The organism is Pseudomonas sp. H2_A10 (assembly GCF_054680085.1).
Map to the genome: position 1 here is coordinate 2824852 of NZ_CP162821.1, position 14328 is coordinate 2839179.

Consider the following 14328-nt stretch of genomic DNA (forward strand, 5'->3'; position numbering starts at 1 on the left):
GTTATTGAGGTGCTTTCTTCCTTGACGGGGCAGTACGTAAAAGCGGAACCCGGCCTGCGCGATTATTTTTCGTGACGCTCGATCCGCAGCCACAACGGGCTGAACGCGCGGATGCGCACCGGCAGGCCATCGGCAATCAGTTGCAGGGCGCGGCGCGGGTTATCCAAGGGCAAGACGGCGGATACGCGCAGGTCGGCCAGTTGCTCGCGATCGAACTGCAGATGGCCGCCATATTGGCGTGCGAGTTCATCGAGGACCTCTGGCAACGGTCGGTCCTGTACCACCAACTGATGGTATTGCCAGGCGTCGTTCAGGGTGCGCGGGTCAACCTTGCCCACGCGTGTCACCGCGTTTGGCGTGATGCGCGCCTGCTCGCCCGCGCTGACGTTCACCGTGGCGTGATGGCCGGCATCGGTGGCTGCGACCGTTGACTCGAGCAGGGTCAGCAGCGTACCCGGTGCTTCGCGCTTGACCGTGAAACGCGTGCCGAGGGCGCGCATCTGGCCGTCGTCGGTCACCACCACAAACGGCCGCGCGGCATCGTGGGCCACCTGCACCAGGATTTCACCGCGCAGCAAGCGCACCTGGCGTTGCTGGCCATTGAAGGTCAGGTCTACGGCGCTGTTGCCACCAAGAGTCAGTTGCGAGCCGTCGTCCAGGTTGACCTGCTGCCATTGCGCCGGGGCGGTGCGCTGGTCGGCCAACAGATAGCTCGGCGGGTAGGCCCGCAGCGCCAGGGCCACCGGCAACGCCAGCAACAGGCCCAGCAACACCCGACCGCTCGGGTTGCGTCGGCGTACCCGGGCGGCTTCCAGTGCGGCCTGCACCGGCGCCTGTTGCGGGCGCAACGCCTGCAAGCGCCCCACGAACCCTTGCAGGCGCTCGAACGCCGCCGCATGCCGTGGGTCGGCGGCTCTCCAGCGTTCGAACTGCTGTTGCTCGCGTTCGCTGAGGTCGCCTTCGCTCAGGCGGATTACCCAGTTGGCGGCCTGTTGATCGAGGTCGGCGTTCATACATCCAGCGCATGGTGGCAGTGCAGCAAGGCGTTCATCAGGTGCTTGCGCACCATGCGCTCGGAAATCCCCAGGCGGCGGGCGATGTCGCTTTGGCGCAGGCCTTCGAGGAAGTACAGCAGGAACGCCTGCCGCGCGTTCAGGGCCAGGCCGTCGAGTACGAAGGCGATCTGTTCCAGTGCCTCGAGGGTGACGAGGATCTGCTCCGGCGATTGCTGGCACTGCTCCATGATCTCGATGGTCAGCGCCAGCTCGCGCAGATAGGTGCCTTCCAACTGACGGCGGCGCGCGCGGTCGATGATCAGGTGGCGCGCCGTGGTCGTCAAGAACGCCCGTGGTTCGCGCATGGCGCCCAGGGCCTCGCGTGACGCGAGGATGCGCATAAAGGTGTCGTGGGAGAGGTCCGCCGCGTTTTGCGGGCAACCGAGTTTTTTTCGCAGCCAGCCGAACAACCAGCCATGGTGCTCGGTGTAGAGCGCATGGACAGCCTGGTTCAAGGGAAGGTCGCTGGCCGACATCGGAAGTTACGTCTGCGGATAAGAATTATTCGCAAGATTAGCGGTGTGCCATCAACGAAAGCAAGCGTGGCCAGCACTGATTTGTAGTTAAGCCTTCGAATGGGGCGACGCAGGCGTGATCGACGCCGCGACATCCCAGGTGCGCAGGAGCCGGCTGATCGCGGCATCGATGGTTTGCGCCGGCACACCGTCGCGCGCGAGGATCGAAACACCCTGCAAGAAACTATCGAACACTGTGGCCATCACGCTCACCTGAGTGTGCGCTGGCAACTGGCCCAGGCGTACCGCGCGTTCCACACACGCCACGATCCCTGCGCGCGTGCGCAGCCGCGACTGGGTCAGCGCATCCGCCACCCGCGCGTTTTCCGGGCTCGGCGCACTCATCACGCCGAGTGCCACCATGCAGCCTTTGGGGTGGCCGTCTTCGCATTGCATGCGCGCCGATTGGCGCAGCGCGGTTTCGATGGCTTGACGCGGCAATAGGGATTCGTCCCACAGGCATTCGGTGACTTGGGCGTAGGTGGCCAAGTAACGCTGCACGCACTCCTCGAAGAGTGCTTCTTTGGAGCCGAACGCGGCGTAAAAACTCGGCGCGGAAATGCCGCCGCCCAGGCCGGCCTTGAGCTGGGCGAGGGAAGTGGCGTCATAGCCATGCTGCCAGAACAGGTGCAGCGCCTGTTCCACGGCCTGTTCACGATCGAAGTTACGCGGGCGGCCCATTTTTGCCATGGGAGGTCTCCTGTGGAAAGCGAGATAAATACTATTCGATACATAAGTCGTTGACAACGCGCGGTGCGCGCCTGCAACATTTGTATCGATCAGTATTTAAGTCTGCCTCCAAGGAGCTTCACATGACCGCCTCACTGGCCCTATCGGCTTCATCCGAACGCTTGCCCGTCGGCGCTTTGCTCGCCCTGGCCATGACCGGCTTCATCTGCATCGTCACTGAAACCCTGCCCGCCGGCCTTTTGCCGTTGATCAGCGAAGGCCTGGCGATCTCGCCGTCGATGGCCGGGCAGATGGTCACGGCCTACGCGCTGGGTTCGGTGCTGGCGGTGATCCCCATGACCATCGCCACCCGTGGCTGGCGTCGGCGCAATGTGTTGCTGCTGACCGTCGTCGGTTTTTTGCTGTTCAATTCGATTACGGCGTTGTCCTCCCACTATGGCGTGACCCTGGTGGCGCGGTTTTTTGCCGGGGCGGTGGCGGGTTTGGCCTGGAGCCTATTGGCCGGTTACGCACGACGCATGGTCGAGCCGCATCAACAGGGCAAGGCGCTGGCGCTGGCAATGGTCGGTACGCCGATTGCGCTGTCATTAGGCGTACCGCTGGGCACTTGGCTAGGTGGGTGGGTGGGGTGGCGTACCACGTTTGGCCTGATGTCGGGGCTGACCCTGATATTGATCGCGTGGGTGCTGGTGACAGTGCCGGACTACGCACCACAACCCGCGAATCAACGGCTGTCGTTGGGCAAAGTGCTGACCACGCCCGGCGTGCGCCCGGTGCTGGCGGTGGTGATCAGTTGGATGCTAGCGCACAACATTTTGTACACCTACATCGCACCGTTCTTGGCGCCGGCGGGGTTGGCCGAGCGTGTGGATCTGGTGTTGCTGGTGTTCGGGATCGCCGCGCTGGCGGGTATCTGGATCACCGCCCGATTGGTCGAGCCGTTGCTGCGCAACACCGTGTTGGCGAGCCTGGCGACGTTTGCGCTGGTCTGTGTGGTGTTCGGTTTGCTGGGAGCAATGCCTGAGGTGATCTACCTCGGCGTGGCGGTATGGGGCCTGAGCTTTGGCGGCGCCGCCACGTTGTTGCAAACCGCGCTGGCGGATGCGGCGGGCGAGGGCGCTGATGTGGCGTTGTCGTTGAACGTGGTGGCGTGGAACAGCGCAATTGCCGGCAGCGGCGTACTGGGTGGGGTGTTGCTGGACACCTGGGGCGTGGCTGCGTTTGCGTGGGCGATGCTGGTGTTGGTGGGCGTGGCGCTGAGTATCGCGTGGACGGCGCGGGCCCATGGCTTCAAACCGGGAAAACGGTCTGCCGATGGGCCGGCGGCGGCTGGAAACGCCAGCGCAACCGCCAGGGCCAGCACTAAAGTGCAATGTGAGGGTCCATAGGTCCCGCTCAATCCTCACGATAAGATTTAAAAACATGCACTTACGCAACATTGCTATCGGGCTCTCGGCCTTTTTTCTGCTGTCCACCGGGGCGCACGCCCGGGGTGCGATGGACCTCTATTCCAGCCAGGAACAACGCCTTTCGTTCGACAGCTGCGCCGATATTTTCCCGACCGCCACACCGATCAAAACCGCGACCGTCCCCGCCAGCATGAAACCGCTGGCGCTGTGCTCCGACCATTTTGCCGTGCTGTATTCACAAACCAGCAAGACCCCGCTGCTGGTGGTCGAACGTCTCAACGCGCGCCAGCTCAACGACGCCAAAGGCGAAGAACGCACCAACCACTTCTACGCCGACCCGCGCATCCCCAAGGCAGGGCGCGCGGAGTTGAGCGACTACCACGGCCAACACCCGGCCATGGACCGCGGGCATCAGTCCCCGGCCGCCGATGCCCCCGACGCCAAAGCCATGGCCCAGTCTTTTGCGCTGTCGAACATGGTGCCGCAAGACCCCACCAACAACCGCAAGATCTGGAGCAAGGTCGAGGCCGATGTGCGCAAATTCGCCGTACGCGCCGGCGGTGACGTGTATGTGTTCACCGGGCCGTTGTTCGATGCCGGTTACGGCACCATCGGCGATAACCAGGTGTGGGTGCCGACGCGGCTGTTCAAACTGGTGTACGACGCTTCGTCCAAGCGGGCCTGGGCGTATGTGCTGCCCAACGCCGAAACGCGTATCCAGCGGCCGATGGACTACGACACCTTTGTGAAGACCACCGGGCTCAAGTTGCTGGGTAACCTTCCCGTGTCGGGATCGGTGGGGCGCGGCTGACAGCGGTGCGGCAGTGACTGTGTTCGCTGCCCTCGCCAGCGCTTGCGCAGCCTCGGTACACCCGCCGAACCGAGTCGCGCGCATCCCGGCCGCGCTGAAGCGACAGCCCAGTGCCGGTCTGGGTTTATACTCACCCGCTTCGCAACCCGTTCCTACCCACCCACCGAGATACGCCATGAGTACCTCCTTGCCTATCGCCGCCACGCGCAAACCCTTTGCGCCGCTGGTGGCCTTTATCGTCCTGGTGCTGGGCGCCTTGTTTTTGCAAGCCAGCGTCGGCTCGCGCCAGGTGCTGTTGCTGGTGGTCGGTGCCGCATTGGGCCTGACCCTCTACCACGCCGCTTTCGGCTTCACCTCGGCCTGGCGTGTGTTCATCAACGAACGCCGTGGCGCCGGTTTGCGCGCGCAGATGGTGATGCTGGCGCTGGCGGTCTTGCTGTTCTTCCCGGCGCTGGGGGCGGGGACCTTGTTCGGGCAGCCGGTGGTCGGGCTGGTCGCGCCGGCCGGTGTCTCCGTGGTGTTTGGTGCGTTTATTTTCGGCATCGGCATGCAACTGGGCGGCGGTTGTGCGTCGGGCACGCTGTTCACCGTGGGCGGTGGTAATGCGCGCATGCTGGTGACGTTGCTGTTCTTTATCTGCGGTTCGCTGATCGCCACTCATCATGTGGACTGGTGGTTCGCACTGCCTGCGTTCCCGGCGGTATCGATCGTCAACAGTTTTGGCGTCAGACCGGCCTTGTTCGCCAGCCTGGCGATGTTCGCACTCATCGCCGCCGTCACCGTCCGCCTCGAAAAACGCCGCCACGGCCAGCTTGAACACGGCGTGCAAAGCGAACACCAAGGCCTGCGCCGCTTCCTGCGCGGCCCATGGCCATTGGTCTGGGGCGCGGTTGGCCTGGCGCTGCTCAACTACGCCACCCTGGCGCTGGCCGGACGGCCTTGGGGCATTACTTCGGCGTTCGCCCTGTGGGGCGCCAAAGTGGCAAGCGGTTTGGGTGTGGATGTCGGCGCCTGGGCGTTCTGGCAGATGCCGGGCAATGCCAAGGCCCTGGCGGCGCCGGTGTGGCAGGACATCACCAGCGTCATGGACATCGGCATTGTGCTCGGTGCGCTATTGGCCGCCGGCCTGGCCGGGCGTTTTGCCCCCAGCCTGAACATCCCGGCCCGCTCGCTGATCGCTGCCGTGATCGGCGGCCTGCTGCTCGGTTACGGTTCGCGCCTGGCGTACGGCTGCAATATCGGCGCGTACTTCAGCGGCATCGCCTCGGGCAGCCTGCATGGCTGGGTGTGGCTGGTGGCGGCGTTTATCGGCAACGGCGTGGGGGTGCGCCTGCGGCCGTTGTTCTTTGCTGGCGAGCGGCCGCAGGTGGCGCTGAGCGGTTGCTGAGATCAGTCCTGCAGGGAAAGGCTTGGCGCCTGATCGGCTTCCGCCGCCAGCTTTTCCCGTTCGGCTTTACTGATGTAGCGGTCCTTGGATTTGGGCGCCAATTTGGCGCTGGCCTTTTTGGCCTTGGCCTTGAACAGCTGCTGCAGTTTTTTCTGGCGATTCATGGAGTTCTTACCTGGGCTAAACGTGCCCGGATGATACCAGCTTAAAAACCGCAGCCAATGCCTAGCAAGGCTGCGCCGCCAAGCTGTTACTGACGCTGCGCCCCAGCACCAGCACCGTCACGAACCCGCAGCCCACCAGGGCCGTCGCCAGGCTCAACAGCACCGCACTGCCCATCTGGTCGACGATCTGCCCGCCAAAGAACGAGCCCAACGCAATAATCACCTGGAACAACGCGACGAACAGCGGCATGCCACGCTCGACATCCTTGGGCGCCACCACGAACATCCAGATACTCGCGCAGGCCGGGAAAGCGCCAAAGGCAAAGCCCCACAGTGCGATCAACATCGCCGCGCCGGTCATGCCGGTGGCGAAGTACGGGAACAACGCGGTGCTCGTGCCGATCATCAACGCCACCAGCAGCAAGGTGTGACGCACACTACGATTGGCCGCGAACCCGGCAAAAACATTCCCCATCACGCCCGCTACGCCATACAGCAACAGCAGTGAACCAATGGTCGGCCCATCGAAGCCGCAGCTGTGTTTAAAGAACGGTGCGACGTAGGTGTAAGCCGCAAAGTGCGCCAGGCCAATCAACAACACCGCGATCAAACCGACCCGCGCCTGTGGGTTGATAAACAGCGCCGGCAGGTCACTGATGCGAATGGCCTTCTCCGGGGTGAGGCGCGGCAGCAGAAACACCTGCGCCAACAGCACCGGGATGCCCACCAGCGCCGTCACCAGGAACGTCATGCGCCAGCCCATCAAACCACTGAGCCAGGTGCCGACGGGCACGCCGAGCACGGTGGCCAGGGTCACCCCCATCATGATGATCGACGTGGCCTTCGCCACGCCCACACCCTTGGGCGCCAGGCGGCCGCTGAGCGCAATGGCCGTGGCCCAGAACCCGCCGATGCTGATACCCAGCAACACGCGGCCGAACAGCAGCAGGTTGAAATCACCGGCAAAGGCCACCACCGAGTTGGCGATGATCATGATCAGCGTCAGGCCGATCAGCAGGTAACGGCGGTCCATGGCGCCAATGCTCACCGACAGAAAAGGCGCAGCGAGCGCGGCCATGATGCCGGGCAGCGTCACCATCAGGCCGGCGTGACCGGCGCTGATGCCGAGGTCTGCGGCGACGTCGTTGAGCACGCCCACCGGCAGGAATTCACTGGTCACCAGGGCAAAGGCACCCACGGCAACCGAGAGAATCGCCAGCCACTGCTGTTTGACGCTTTGTTGATTATGTTCGGGAAGGCCGCTGGGGGCCTGGCTCGCGCTTGGCATGGTGTTGAGTTCCAAGAGGGGATGCGCCTGAAGACAGGCGCAGGGGAAGAAATAGGAGGCGATTATAGGAAGGGGTGTTTGGCGGGCTATAGGCGAGCGGTTCGATAGTAATCATCAGTGCTATCGATGCGAAGGCCTTGAGCACCTCGCTTCGAGAGCGTTTTGCGCTTTATTCAATGCCGAAACGATCGCCCCAGAAACTCACTGATCAGCCCCACCACCTGCTGCTGAATGACCGCCCTTGGACGAGCCCCCTCACCATCCCGGCAAATCATCCCATCTCCAGGCGAGTCCTCTTCAATCAACGCCATGCCGTCCGGCTTGCAGATCGCCATAAAGCTGAAGTGAGTAGCGTCGCCGATCTCCACGTACTGCGTGGATGCCTTGGGCATGCGCCCAACCATGTGGGCGGACTCCAATTCAGGCGCCATATCGTCGGTGGGTACACCCCCGGCAATCACCAGCGCAGGCACCGGCAGCGCGGCCAGGCTGGCGTCGGTGAAGCCGCGCGACAGGCCCAGGTCCAACGACACGATGGCGGTGACGCGCTTGTCGCTCAAGTCAGCGGCCAGTTTGGCCTTGCCGGTTGGCGTGCCGGCAGGGCTCATCCGCGTGTAGCCGATGCAGCCGCCCAGCTTGGGGTGGGCGTTGCAGTCCTGAGCGAACAGGTCGGGGTCAAACCGCGCACCGGCGATTTCCATCACCGTCCAGCCGCCAATGGAATGGCCCACCGCGGCAATCTGGTTGTTCGCTACCGCGCCGAACTGCTGCGGCTGCGCAAGCACCGCATCAATGACGCGGCTCAGGTCTCTGGGTCGTTGCCATAACTGCGCGGCGGCTGCGGGGCTGCGGTCCTTGCTGGTGGTGCCGGGGTGGTTGACCGCCGCCACGATATACCCCTGGCGTGCCAACGCACTGGCCAGCCACACCTGGTTGCCCCAATTGCCGCCATAGCCGTGGGAGAGCACTGCCAACGGATGCTCACCCGCAGCCGGTGGCGCGTCGGACACCGCGAGGGCACCGATGAACACCGCGTTGTCGGCGATCCATTCGGGTTTGGCTGTGGTGGCGGCGGGGTACCAGACGGCCAATTCGAGTGGTCGGCTGTGTTGTGCGTCGGGCAGGGTGACGGTCTTGAAGCCCACGGGATTTTCGTTGGCGAATGCAGGTGCGGTCAGGCAGATCAGCAGCAGGGCGGCGAAGTGGGTTTTCACTGTTGTTATCGTCCTTGAAGTGAGCGGCGCAGCATGACTTGAAACCAGTCGTTTGCATACCGGTGAACCGCCCCACGCCGAGGCTGAGGCCACCATGTTGCGCCCTGGGCTCGTCGAGCTACGGCAGCGCATACCCCTCATAATCCAATGCAATCCGATCCTCTTTCGGATAACTCACGTACACCACCACCGCATCGCTGCTGTCCACCAATGCGTAGGGCCATTTGCCGTTCGCCTTACGCATACGCTCATACAGCGGTAGGAAAAAATCCTTGGTTTGACCGCGTGGGTCGTAGGGGGCTTGCACGTGGAATATCGGATAGTGCCCGCCATTGCACAGTTGTATGCGGTCCAGCGCGAAGTGGTTTTTTTCCAGCAAAGCGCGGGTTGGGTGCTGCCACGTGGTGAGGTCGACGTCTTGGCAGTCTCTGGCGGTTTGGCTGTAGAGGGTAGTGTCTTCCAGAGGCGGCAGCGCGAACGCCAGGGAAGGTAAAACCAACAGCAGCAAGGGAAGAAGGCGTGGCATGGTGGCGATTCGGCAGGAAGGGGAGCGCTAGTGTAGGTTTCCCGCCACCGCGACGCTTCAATTTTGTCGTCGATCATTCGATTCCCAGGCATCGTTCGCGCGGTCACGATGATCAGGTCACTGAGAAAGGTGGGGGGGCTGGGTTGGTGGGGTTCTTGTCTTGATATGGACCGCGACGCCAAGCCTTCACCAAGAAAATGGGGGGGCAGACCACATTCAAAACACTATTCGCTTCTGGCCGAAACCCGTCCAATGCCCCCCTAACTCATCCACCACCTCCACCCGCCTTCAAGAGACAGCAACCTGCCTCGATTTCCGGCTTAACCCAGGCGTCTTGCCCGTAATGCGCTTGAATGCGCGACTGAAAGCGGCTTGGGAGGTATAGCCCAAGCGCTGCGCCACTTCTTCTATCGGCAGCCTTTCGAGCGTCAGCCACTGGCTGGCAAGGCGCATCCGCACTTCGGTGACGTAGCGCAGTGGGGTCATGCCGATAGTCATCTGGAAACGGTCCGCGAAGACCGAGCGAGAGGTATTGCATTGCTCGGCCAACTGGCCGACGGTCCAGTCGCGGCCCGGTTGTTGATGGAGCGCCAGAAGCGCACCCGCCAGCCGTGGATCGCGCAAGGCGGCAACCAGGCCGGAGGCATTGCCGCACGCACACTCGACCCAACCGCGAACGACCATGGCGGCGACCACGTCGGCCAGTCGTGCGAGGATGCCGGCGAAGCCGACGCGTGCGGCGCTGACCTCGCGCTCCATGGTGGTGAGGATAGGCACAAGTCCGGGGTAACGTTGGCCGCCGGCGTCGATCAGCATCAGGCCCGGCATCAGCTTGCCCAGGCCATGAATACTGCCCAATTCGAACTCCATGCAGCCACTGAACACAATCGCGGTCGGTGTGGGGCCGGCGTTGGTTCCGGTGTCCACCGCGCTGACGGTGTCTCCGAGGGGCTCGCGATCCAGCAGGTCGATGTCCTGAACAGGCACGTCCATGTGGGAGAGCAGTTGATGGGCCGCGCCATGGGAGATGAACACGGCGTTGCCGGCGGACAGCGCATAGGGGGTGCCGTCGTCCATCCGCAGCACTGCGTTGCCGACCGCCAGGAAGTGGAACCAGGCATGCCCAGGTCTGGCGGCGAAGCCCAAGCCGAAGGTGGGGCCCGTTTGGATACGGCGGTACTCGACGCCGCGCAGGCGCATGCCGCGCAACAGCTCATTGACGAGGTCCGAGGACAGGGCAAATTGATCTGTAGACATGGCTCAGGTGTTTCAGTCAATAAATCGAGGTTTTGGATCATAGATCATCCGGTTTCAGGTGCCTAGACTGCGGGACGCCATGAAGATTGGGAGATCTGTGCAAATGACTGACCTTGTATGCAATGCCGTAGCCGACCGCCGTCTTGATGCCGGGCCGGATGCGGAACCTGCAACCCCGGCGTGGATGGCCGTATTTTCGCTGGCAATGGGCGTGTTCGGCTTGCTGACCGCCGAGTACCTTCCGGCCAGCCTGCTGACGCCGATGGCGGGCGAGCTGGGAGTGTCTGAAGCGCTGGCTGGCCAGGCGGTGACGGTGACCGCCGTGGTGGCGCTGTTCGCCGGCCTTCTGGTGCCCGGCCTGACCCGCAGTATCGATCGTCGCTGGGTGCTGCTGGGGTTTTCTACGTTGATGATCGCGTCCAACCTGCTGGTCGCTATTTCCTCCAGTTTCGCAGTGCTGCTGTTGATGCGTATCTTGTTGGGCATCGCCCTTGGTGGGTTCTGGAGCATGGCGGCGGCGGTGGCGATGCGCTTGGTACCGGGGGCTTTGTTGCCCCGAGCGCTTTCGATCATTTTTAGCGGGATTGCCATAGGGACGGTGGTTGCGGTCCCGCTGGGCAGCTATCTGGGAGGGCTTTATGGCTGGCGCAGCGCGTTCTTCGCCGCGGCGGCGGTGGGCGTGGTGACCCTGGCTTTCCAGTCGTTCACCCTGCCGCGCCTTGCGCCGCGCCGGCCGGCACGCCTGCGCACCGTGCTTGAGGTGTTGCTGCGTCCGGGCATCGCCATGGGCATGTTCGGCTGTGTGCTGGTGCACAGCGGCCACTTCGCGATGTTCACCTATATTCGGCCATTTCTCGAAGGCACCACCGGCATCGGCCCGCAAGGGCTGTCGCTGATGCTGTTGGGTTTTGGTGTGGCGAATTTTGTCGGCACGCTGGTGGCCGGGTGGCTGCTGCCCCGTCATCCGCTGGGCACCCTGGTGTTGATGCCCGCGTTGGTAGGCGTTGCAGCGCTGGCATTGGTGCTGCTGCCGGCCTCGGTGCCGGGGCAGGCGGTGCTGCTGGCGGTGTGGGGCCTGGCCTTTGGGGGTGTGCCGGTGGCGTGGTCGAACTGGGTCGCCAGCGCGGTCCCGGATCAGGCGGAAAGCGCCGGGGGCATGGTGGTGGCGTCTGTGCAGTCGGCCATCGCAACGGGCGCAGCCGCTGGCGGGGCAATGTTCAGCCTCGGTGGCAGCGCCGGTGTATTCCTAGCGGCGGCCGTGCTGATGCTGCTGGCCGCGTTGCTGATTGCATGGCGTGTGCGCGTTCCTTCTGCCCACGGCGCTGCCCGGACCACGCCGGCGCCGCACCTTTGATTGCCAGCTTGCCCAGCAACACGGCGCGGTCAGTTATCGCCCCAGCCTTTGATTAGATTGAACAGCCGCATACCCACGGCGCCTAACCCAAACAGGCTGTTTGACGGCACCGCCAGAGCAAGCGGCGTTTACCGGGCTGCAGTCGGCCATGCGCTGAGGCGCATGCGCCGTCGCAGGCTTCAAAGGGGGTTTGAATGACCGAGGAATTCGCAGACTTTTTCAGCACCTACACGATCCTGGGCATTTCATTGGCCAGTTGGGCGCTTGCCGTGTGCGCCGCAGCGCTCAGTTACTGGCTGGCGAGAACCGCCATCCGCTTCGTGTTTCGCAAGGTCCAGGCCAGGGCGAGCGCCGGTAATGGTCATCTCAGTTTGATCGCCAGCCAAGTGCTGTCGGCGACCAGCACCACGTTGTTGCTGTTGGCCTCGATTCTGGTCGGGGTCGGTTTGCTGGATTTGCCGCAGCGCTGGCTCGGTCGGGTCAGCAGCCTGTGGTTTGTGGTGGCGGCGTTGCAGATCGGCCTGTGGGCCAACCGCGCCCTGGCGCTGGGGCTGCACCGTTATTTCTCTCGCCACAGCGCCAACGGGGTGTTTCAGGCCAGCGCCCTGGCAACCTTGAGTTTGTGGGGGGGAGGGTGTTGTTATGGGCAGTGATTCTGCTCGCGATGCTGTCGAACCTGGGCGTCAACATCACCGCGTTTGTCGCCAGCCTCGGCGTGGGCGGTATCGCGGTGGCGCTGGCGGTGCAGAACATCCTGGGCGATGTGTTCGCCTCGCTGTCCATTGCCGTCGACAAGCCCTTTGAAGTCGGCGATTTCATCGTAGTGGGCACGCTGGCCGGTACGGTTGAGCATGTGGGCCTGAAGACCACGCGCATCCGAAGCCTGGGTGGCGAGCAGATTGTCATGGCCAACGCCGACATGATCAGCAGCACCATCCAGAACTACAAGCGGCTGCAGGAACGCCGCATTGTGTTCGAGTTTCGCCTGACCTATGACTGCTCCACCGAACAGGTCCGCCAAGTCACGCAACGGGTGCAGGAGATCATCAAGCGTGAAGAATTGGCCAGGTTCGATCGCTGCCATTTCAGGAATTTTGGCGAGAGCGCGCTCGAGTTCGAGACGGTTTATATCGTCCTGGACGCGAGCTATAACGTTTATATGGACGTGCAGCAGCGGATCAACCTGAGCATCATGAAGGCGGTCGCTGAGCTTGGCGCTTGCTTTGCTTTCCCGGCGCGCACCGTGCACGTCGCTTCAATGCCCGACGCTGCCGCACGGCCTTCGCGCACGCCGTCTCCGGCGCGCGCCGAGCATGCTTGATCAGCGCACCAGGCAAGGCTGCTTGTTGTTATAGCGCCAACCCGGTATCAAAAACTGCATCGCCACGCTGTCATCCCGCGCGCCGAGGCCCATGCCTTGGTACAGCTCATGGGCCTTGGCCACGGCGTCCATGTCGATGTCCACGCCCAGGCCAGGCTTGGCCGGTACTTTCACATAGCCGCCTTCGATTTTCAGGGGTTCACGGGTCAGGCGCTGGCCGTCCTGCCAGATCCAGTGAGTGTCGATGGCGGTGATGTCGCCCGGCGCGGCGGCAGCCACCTGGGTGAACATGGCCAGGGAAATATCGAAGTGGTTGTTGGAGTGCGAGCCCCAGGTCAGGCCCCATTCATGGCACATCTGCGCCACGCGCACCGAGCCTTGCAAGGTCCAGAAGTGCGGGTCGGCCAGCGGAATGTCCACCGATTGCAGCTGGATCGCATGGCCCATTTCGCGCCAGTCGGTGGCGATCATGTTGGTGGCGGTCTTGAGGCCCGTGGCGCGACGGAACTCAGCCATCACTTCGCGGCCCGAGTAACCGTTTTCGGCACCGCATGGGTCTTCGGCGTAGGCGAGCACGTGGTGCTGGTCGCGGCACAGGCGGATGGCTTCTTTCAGAGACCAGGCGCCGTTCGGGTCGAGGGTGATGCGTGCATCGGGGAAACGCTCGGCCAGGGCGGTGACCGCTTCGATTTCCGCGTCGCCGCTCAATACGCCGCCCTTGAGCTTGAAGTCGTTGAAGCCGTACCGGGCTTTGGCGGCTTCGGCCAGGCGCACAACCGCTTCGGGGGTGAGCGCGGTTTCATGGCGCAGGCGCAACCAATCGTCGTCAGCGTCCGCTTCGTTACGGTAAGCCAGGTCGGTGGCGTTGCGGTCGCCGACGTAGAACAGGTAACCGAGCATTTTCACCGCATCGCGCTGCTGGCCTTCGCCGAGCAGGGCGGCCACCGGCACGTCGAGGAACTGCCCCAGCAGGTCGAGCAGCGCGGCCTCCATGGCGGTGACCGCGTGGATGGTGATGCGCAGGTCAAAGGTTTGCAGGCCGCGCCCGGCCGAGTCCCGCGAGGCAAAGGTGCTGCGCATTTGATTCAGCACGCGCTGGTACTGGCCGATCGGTTGGCCGATCACCAGGCTGCGTGCGTCTTCCAGGGTTTCGCGGATGCGTTCGCCACCGGGCACTTCACCCACGCCGGTGTTGCCGCAGCTGTCCTTGAGGATGACGATATTGCGTGTGAAAAAAGGCCCGTGGGCGCCGCTGAGGTTAAGCAGCATGCTGTCGTGGCCGGCGACGGGGATAACCTGCAAGTGCGTGACGACTGGAGTATTCATGGCAAGTGTCC

The 14328-nt window shown here is 63.5% G+C and carries 13 protein-coding genes and 1 pseudogene; 5 read left to right on the forward strand and 9 right to left on the reverse strand.

Annotated elements, in window-relative coordinates:
* Nucleotides 1–62: 62 nt before the first annotated feature.
* The 3 genes from AB4O23_RS13100 to AB4O23_RS13110 all read right to left on the reverse strand — a co-directional run bounded on the left by AB4O23_RS13100 (nucleotide 63) and on the right by AB4O23_RS13110 (nucleotide 2260).
* Nucleotides 63–1013 carry a FecR family protein gene (locus AB4O23_RS13100; RefSeq protein ID WP_017527766.1) on the reverse strand — a complete coding sequence of 317 codons (951 nt, stop codon included), beginning with the start codon at nucleotides 1011–1013 and terminating at the stop codon, nucleotides 63–65.
* Nucleotides 1010–1531 carry a sigma-70 family RNA polymerase sigma factor gene (locus tag AB4O23_RS13105; protein ID WP_017527767.1) on the reverse strand — a complete coding sequence of 174 codons (522 nt, stop codon included), beginning with the start codon at nucleotides 1529–1531 and terminating at the stop codon, nucleotides 1010–1012. Before AB4O23_RS13105 ends, AB4O23_RS13100 begins: the two co-directional genes overlap by 4 nt.
* A gap of 87 nt (nucleotides 1532–1618) precedes the next feature.
* Nucleotides 1619–2260: a TetR/AcrR family transcriptional regulator gene (locus AB4O23_RS13110; protein ID WP_017527768.1), complete on the reverse strand. Its 642-nt coding sequence runs from the start codon at nucleotides 2258–2260 to the stop codon at nucleotides 1619–1621.
* Between the two features lie 122 nt (nucleotides 2261–2382).
* Between AB4O23_RS13110 and AB4O23_RS13115 the strand changes: the two genes are divergently transcribed.
* The 3 genes from AB4O23_RS13115 (at nucleotide 2383) to AB4O23_RS13125 (ending at nucleotide 5867) form a co-directional block, all read left to right on the forward strand.
* Nucleotides 2383–3648, forward strand: coding sequence for an MFS transporter (locus AB4O23_RS13115; RefSeq protein ID WP_065877715.1), 1266 nt, complete (start codon nucleotides 2383–2385; stop codon nucleotides 3646–3648).
* A 34-nt stretch (nucleotides 3649–3682) separates the two neighbouring features.
* The gene (locus AB4O23_RS13120) at nucleotides 3683–4480 is read left to right on the forward strand and encodes a DNA/RNA non-specific endonuclease (protein ID WP_017527770.1); all 798 of its coding nucleotides are present in this window, start codon (nucleotides 3683–3685) and stop codon (nucleotides 4478–4480) included.
* 175 nt (nucleotides 4481–4655) lie between these two features.
* Nucleotides 4656–5867, forward strand: coding sequence for a YeeE/YedE family protein (locus tag AB4O23_RS13125; RefSeq protein ID WP_137219809.1), 1212 nt, complete (start codon nucleotides 4656–4658; stop codon nucleotides 5865–5867).
* 2 nt (nucleotides 5868–5869) lie between these two features.
* Here AB4O23_RS13125 and AB4O23_RS13130 read toward each other — a convergent pair whose 3' ends face one another.
* The 5 genes from AB4O23_RS13130 to AB4O23_RS13150 form a co-directional block, all read right to left on the reverse strand.
* Complete coding sequence (locus AB4O23_RS13130) at nucleotides 5870–6031, reverse strand: DUF2986 domain-containing protein (RefSeq protein ID WP_065877713.1); 162 nt, start codon at nucleotides 6029–6031, stop codon at nucleotides 5870–5872.
* Between the two features lie 61 nt (nucleotides 6032–6092).
* Nucleotides 6093–7319 carry an MFS transporter gene (locus AB4O23_RS13135; protein WP_068935622.1) on the reverse strand — a complete coding sequence of 409 codons (1227 nt, stop codon included), beginning with the start codon at nucleotides 7317–7319 and terminating at the stop codon, nucleotides 6093–6095.
* 173 nt (nucleotides 7320–7492) lie between these two features.
* The gene (locus AB4O23_RS13140) at nucleotides 7493–8533 is read right to left on the reverse strand and encodes an alpha/beta hydrolase family protein (RefSeq protein WP_135196145.1); all 1041 of its coding nucleotides are present in this window, start codon (nucleotides 8531–8533) and stop codon (nucleotides 7493–7495) included.
* Nucleotides 8534–8651: 118 nt separating this feature from the next.
* A complete protein-coding gene (locus AB4O23_RS13145; RefSeq protein ID WP_017527775.1) occupies nucleotides 8652–9059 on the reverse strand; it encodes a hypothetical protein in 408 nt (135 codons plus the stop codon).
* A 288-nt stretch (nucleotides 9060–9347) separates the two neighbouring features.
* Complete coding sequence (locus AB4O23_RS13150; protein WP_068935571.1) at nucleotides 9348–10316, reverse strand: AraC family transcriptional regulator; 969 nt, start codon at nucleotides 10314–10316, stop codon at nucleotides 9348–9350.
* 103 nt (nucleotides 10317–10419) lie between these two features.
* Here AB4O23_RS13150 and AB4O23_RS13155 point away from each other — a divergent pair, with 103 nt between their 5' ends.
* Both AB4O23_RS13155 and AB4O23_RS13160 read left to right on the forward strand, forming a co-directional pair.
* Nucleotides 10420–11670 carry an MFS transporter gene (locus tag AB4O23_RS13155; protein ID WP_068935569.1) on the forward strand — a complete coding sequence of 417 codons (1251 nt, stop codon included), beginning with the start codon at nucleotides 10420–10422 and terminating at the stop codon, nucleotides 11668–11670.
* A gap of 194 nt (nucleotides 11671–11864) precedes the next feature.
* Nucleotides 11865–12991: pseudogene (locus AB4O23_RS13160) on the forward strand (mechanosensitive ion channel family protein).
* Here AB4O23_RS13160 and gudD read toward each other — a convergent pair.
* Entirely contained in the window at nucleotides 12992–14317 is a 1326-nt protein-coding gene (gene gudD, locus AB4O23_RS13165) for a glucarate dehydratase (RefSeq protein WP_017527778.1), read from the reverse strand.
* Nucleotides 14318–14328: the final 11 nt, after the last annotated feature.

Excerpts from the sequence above, each read along its gene's own strand:
- AB4O23_RS13100 (WP_017527766.1), bottom strand. The coding sequence starts at position 1,013 with ATGAACGCCGACCTCGATCAACAGGCCGCCAACTGGGTAATCCGCCTG.
- AB4O23_RS13105 (WP_017527767.1), bottom strand. The coding sequence starts at position 1,531 with ATGTCGGCCAGCGACCTTCCCTTGAACCAGGCTGTCCATGCGCTCTAC.
- AB4O23_RS13110 (WP_017527768.1), bottom strand. The coding sequence starts at position 2,260 with ATGGCAAAAATGGGCCGCCCGCGTAACTTCGATCGTGAACAGGCCGTG.
- AB4O23_RS13115 (WP_065877715.1), top strand. The coding sequence starts at position 2,383 with ATGACCGCCTCACTGGCCCTATCGGCTTCATCCGAACGCTTGCCCGTC.
- AB4O23_RS13120 (WP_017527770.1), top strand. The coding sequence starts at position 3,683 with ATGCACTTACGCAACATTGCTATCGGGCTCTCGGCCTTTTTTCTGCTG.
- AB4O23_RS13125 (WP_137219809.1), top strand. The coding sequence starts at position 4,656 with ATGAGTACCTCCTTGCCTATCGCCGCCACGCGCAAACCCTTTGCGCCG.
- AB4O23_RS13130 (WP_065877713.1), bottom strand. The coding sequence starts at position 6,031 with ATGAATCGCCAGAAAAAACTGCAGCAGCTGTTCAAGGCCAAGGCCAAA.
- AB4O23_RS13135 (WP_068935622.1), bottom strand. The coding sequence starts at position 7,319 with ATGCCAAGCGCGAGCCAGGCCCCCAGCGGCCTTCCCGAACATAATCAA.
- AB4O23_RS13145 (WP_017527775.1), bottom strand. The coding sequence starts at position 9,059 with ATGCCACGCCTTCTTCCCTTGCTGCTGTTGGTTTTACCTTCCCTGGCG.
- AB4O23_RS13150 (WP_068935571.1), bottom strand. The coding sequence starts at position 10,316 with ATGTCTACAGATCAATTTGCCCTGTCCTCGGACCTCGTCAATGAGCTG.
- AB4O23_RS13155 (WP_068935569.1), top strand. The coding sequence starts at position 10,420 with ATGACTGACCTTGTATGCAATGCCGTAGCCGACCGCCGTCTTGATGCC.
- gudD (WP_017527778.1), bottom strand. The coding sequence starts at position 14,317 with ATGAATACTCCAGTCGTCACGCACTTGCAGGTTATCCCCGTCGCCGGC.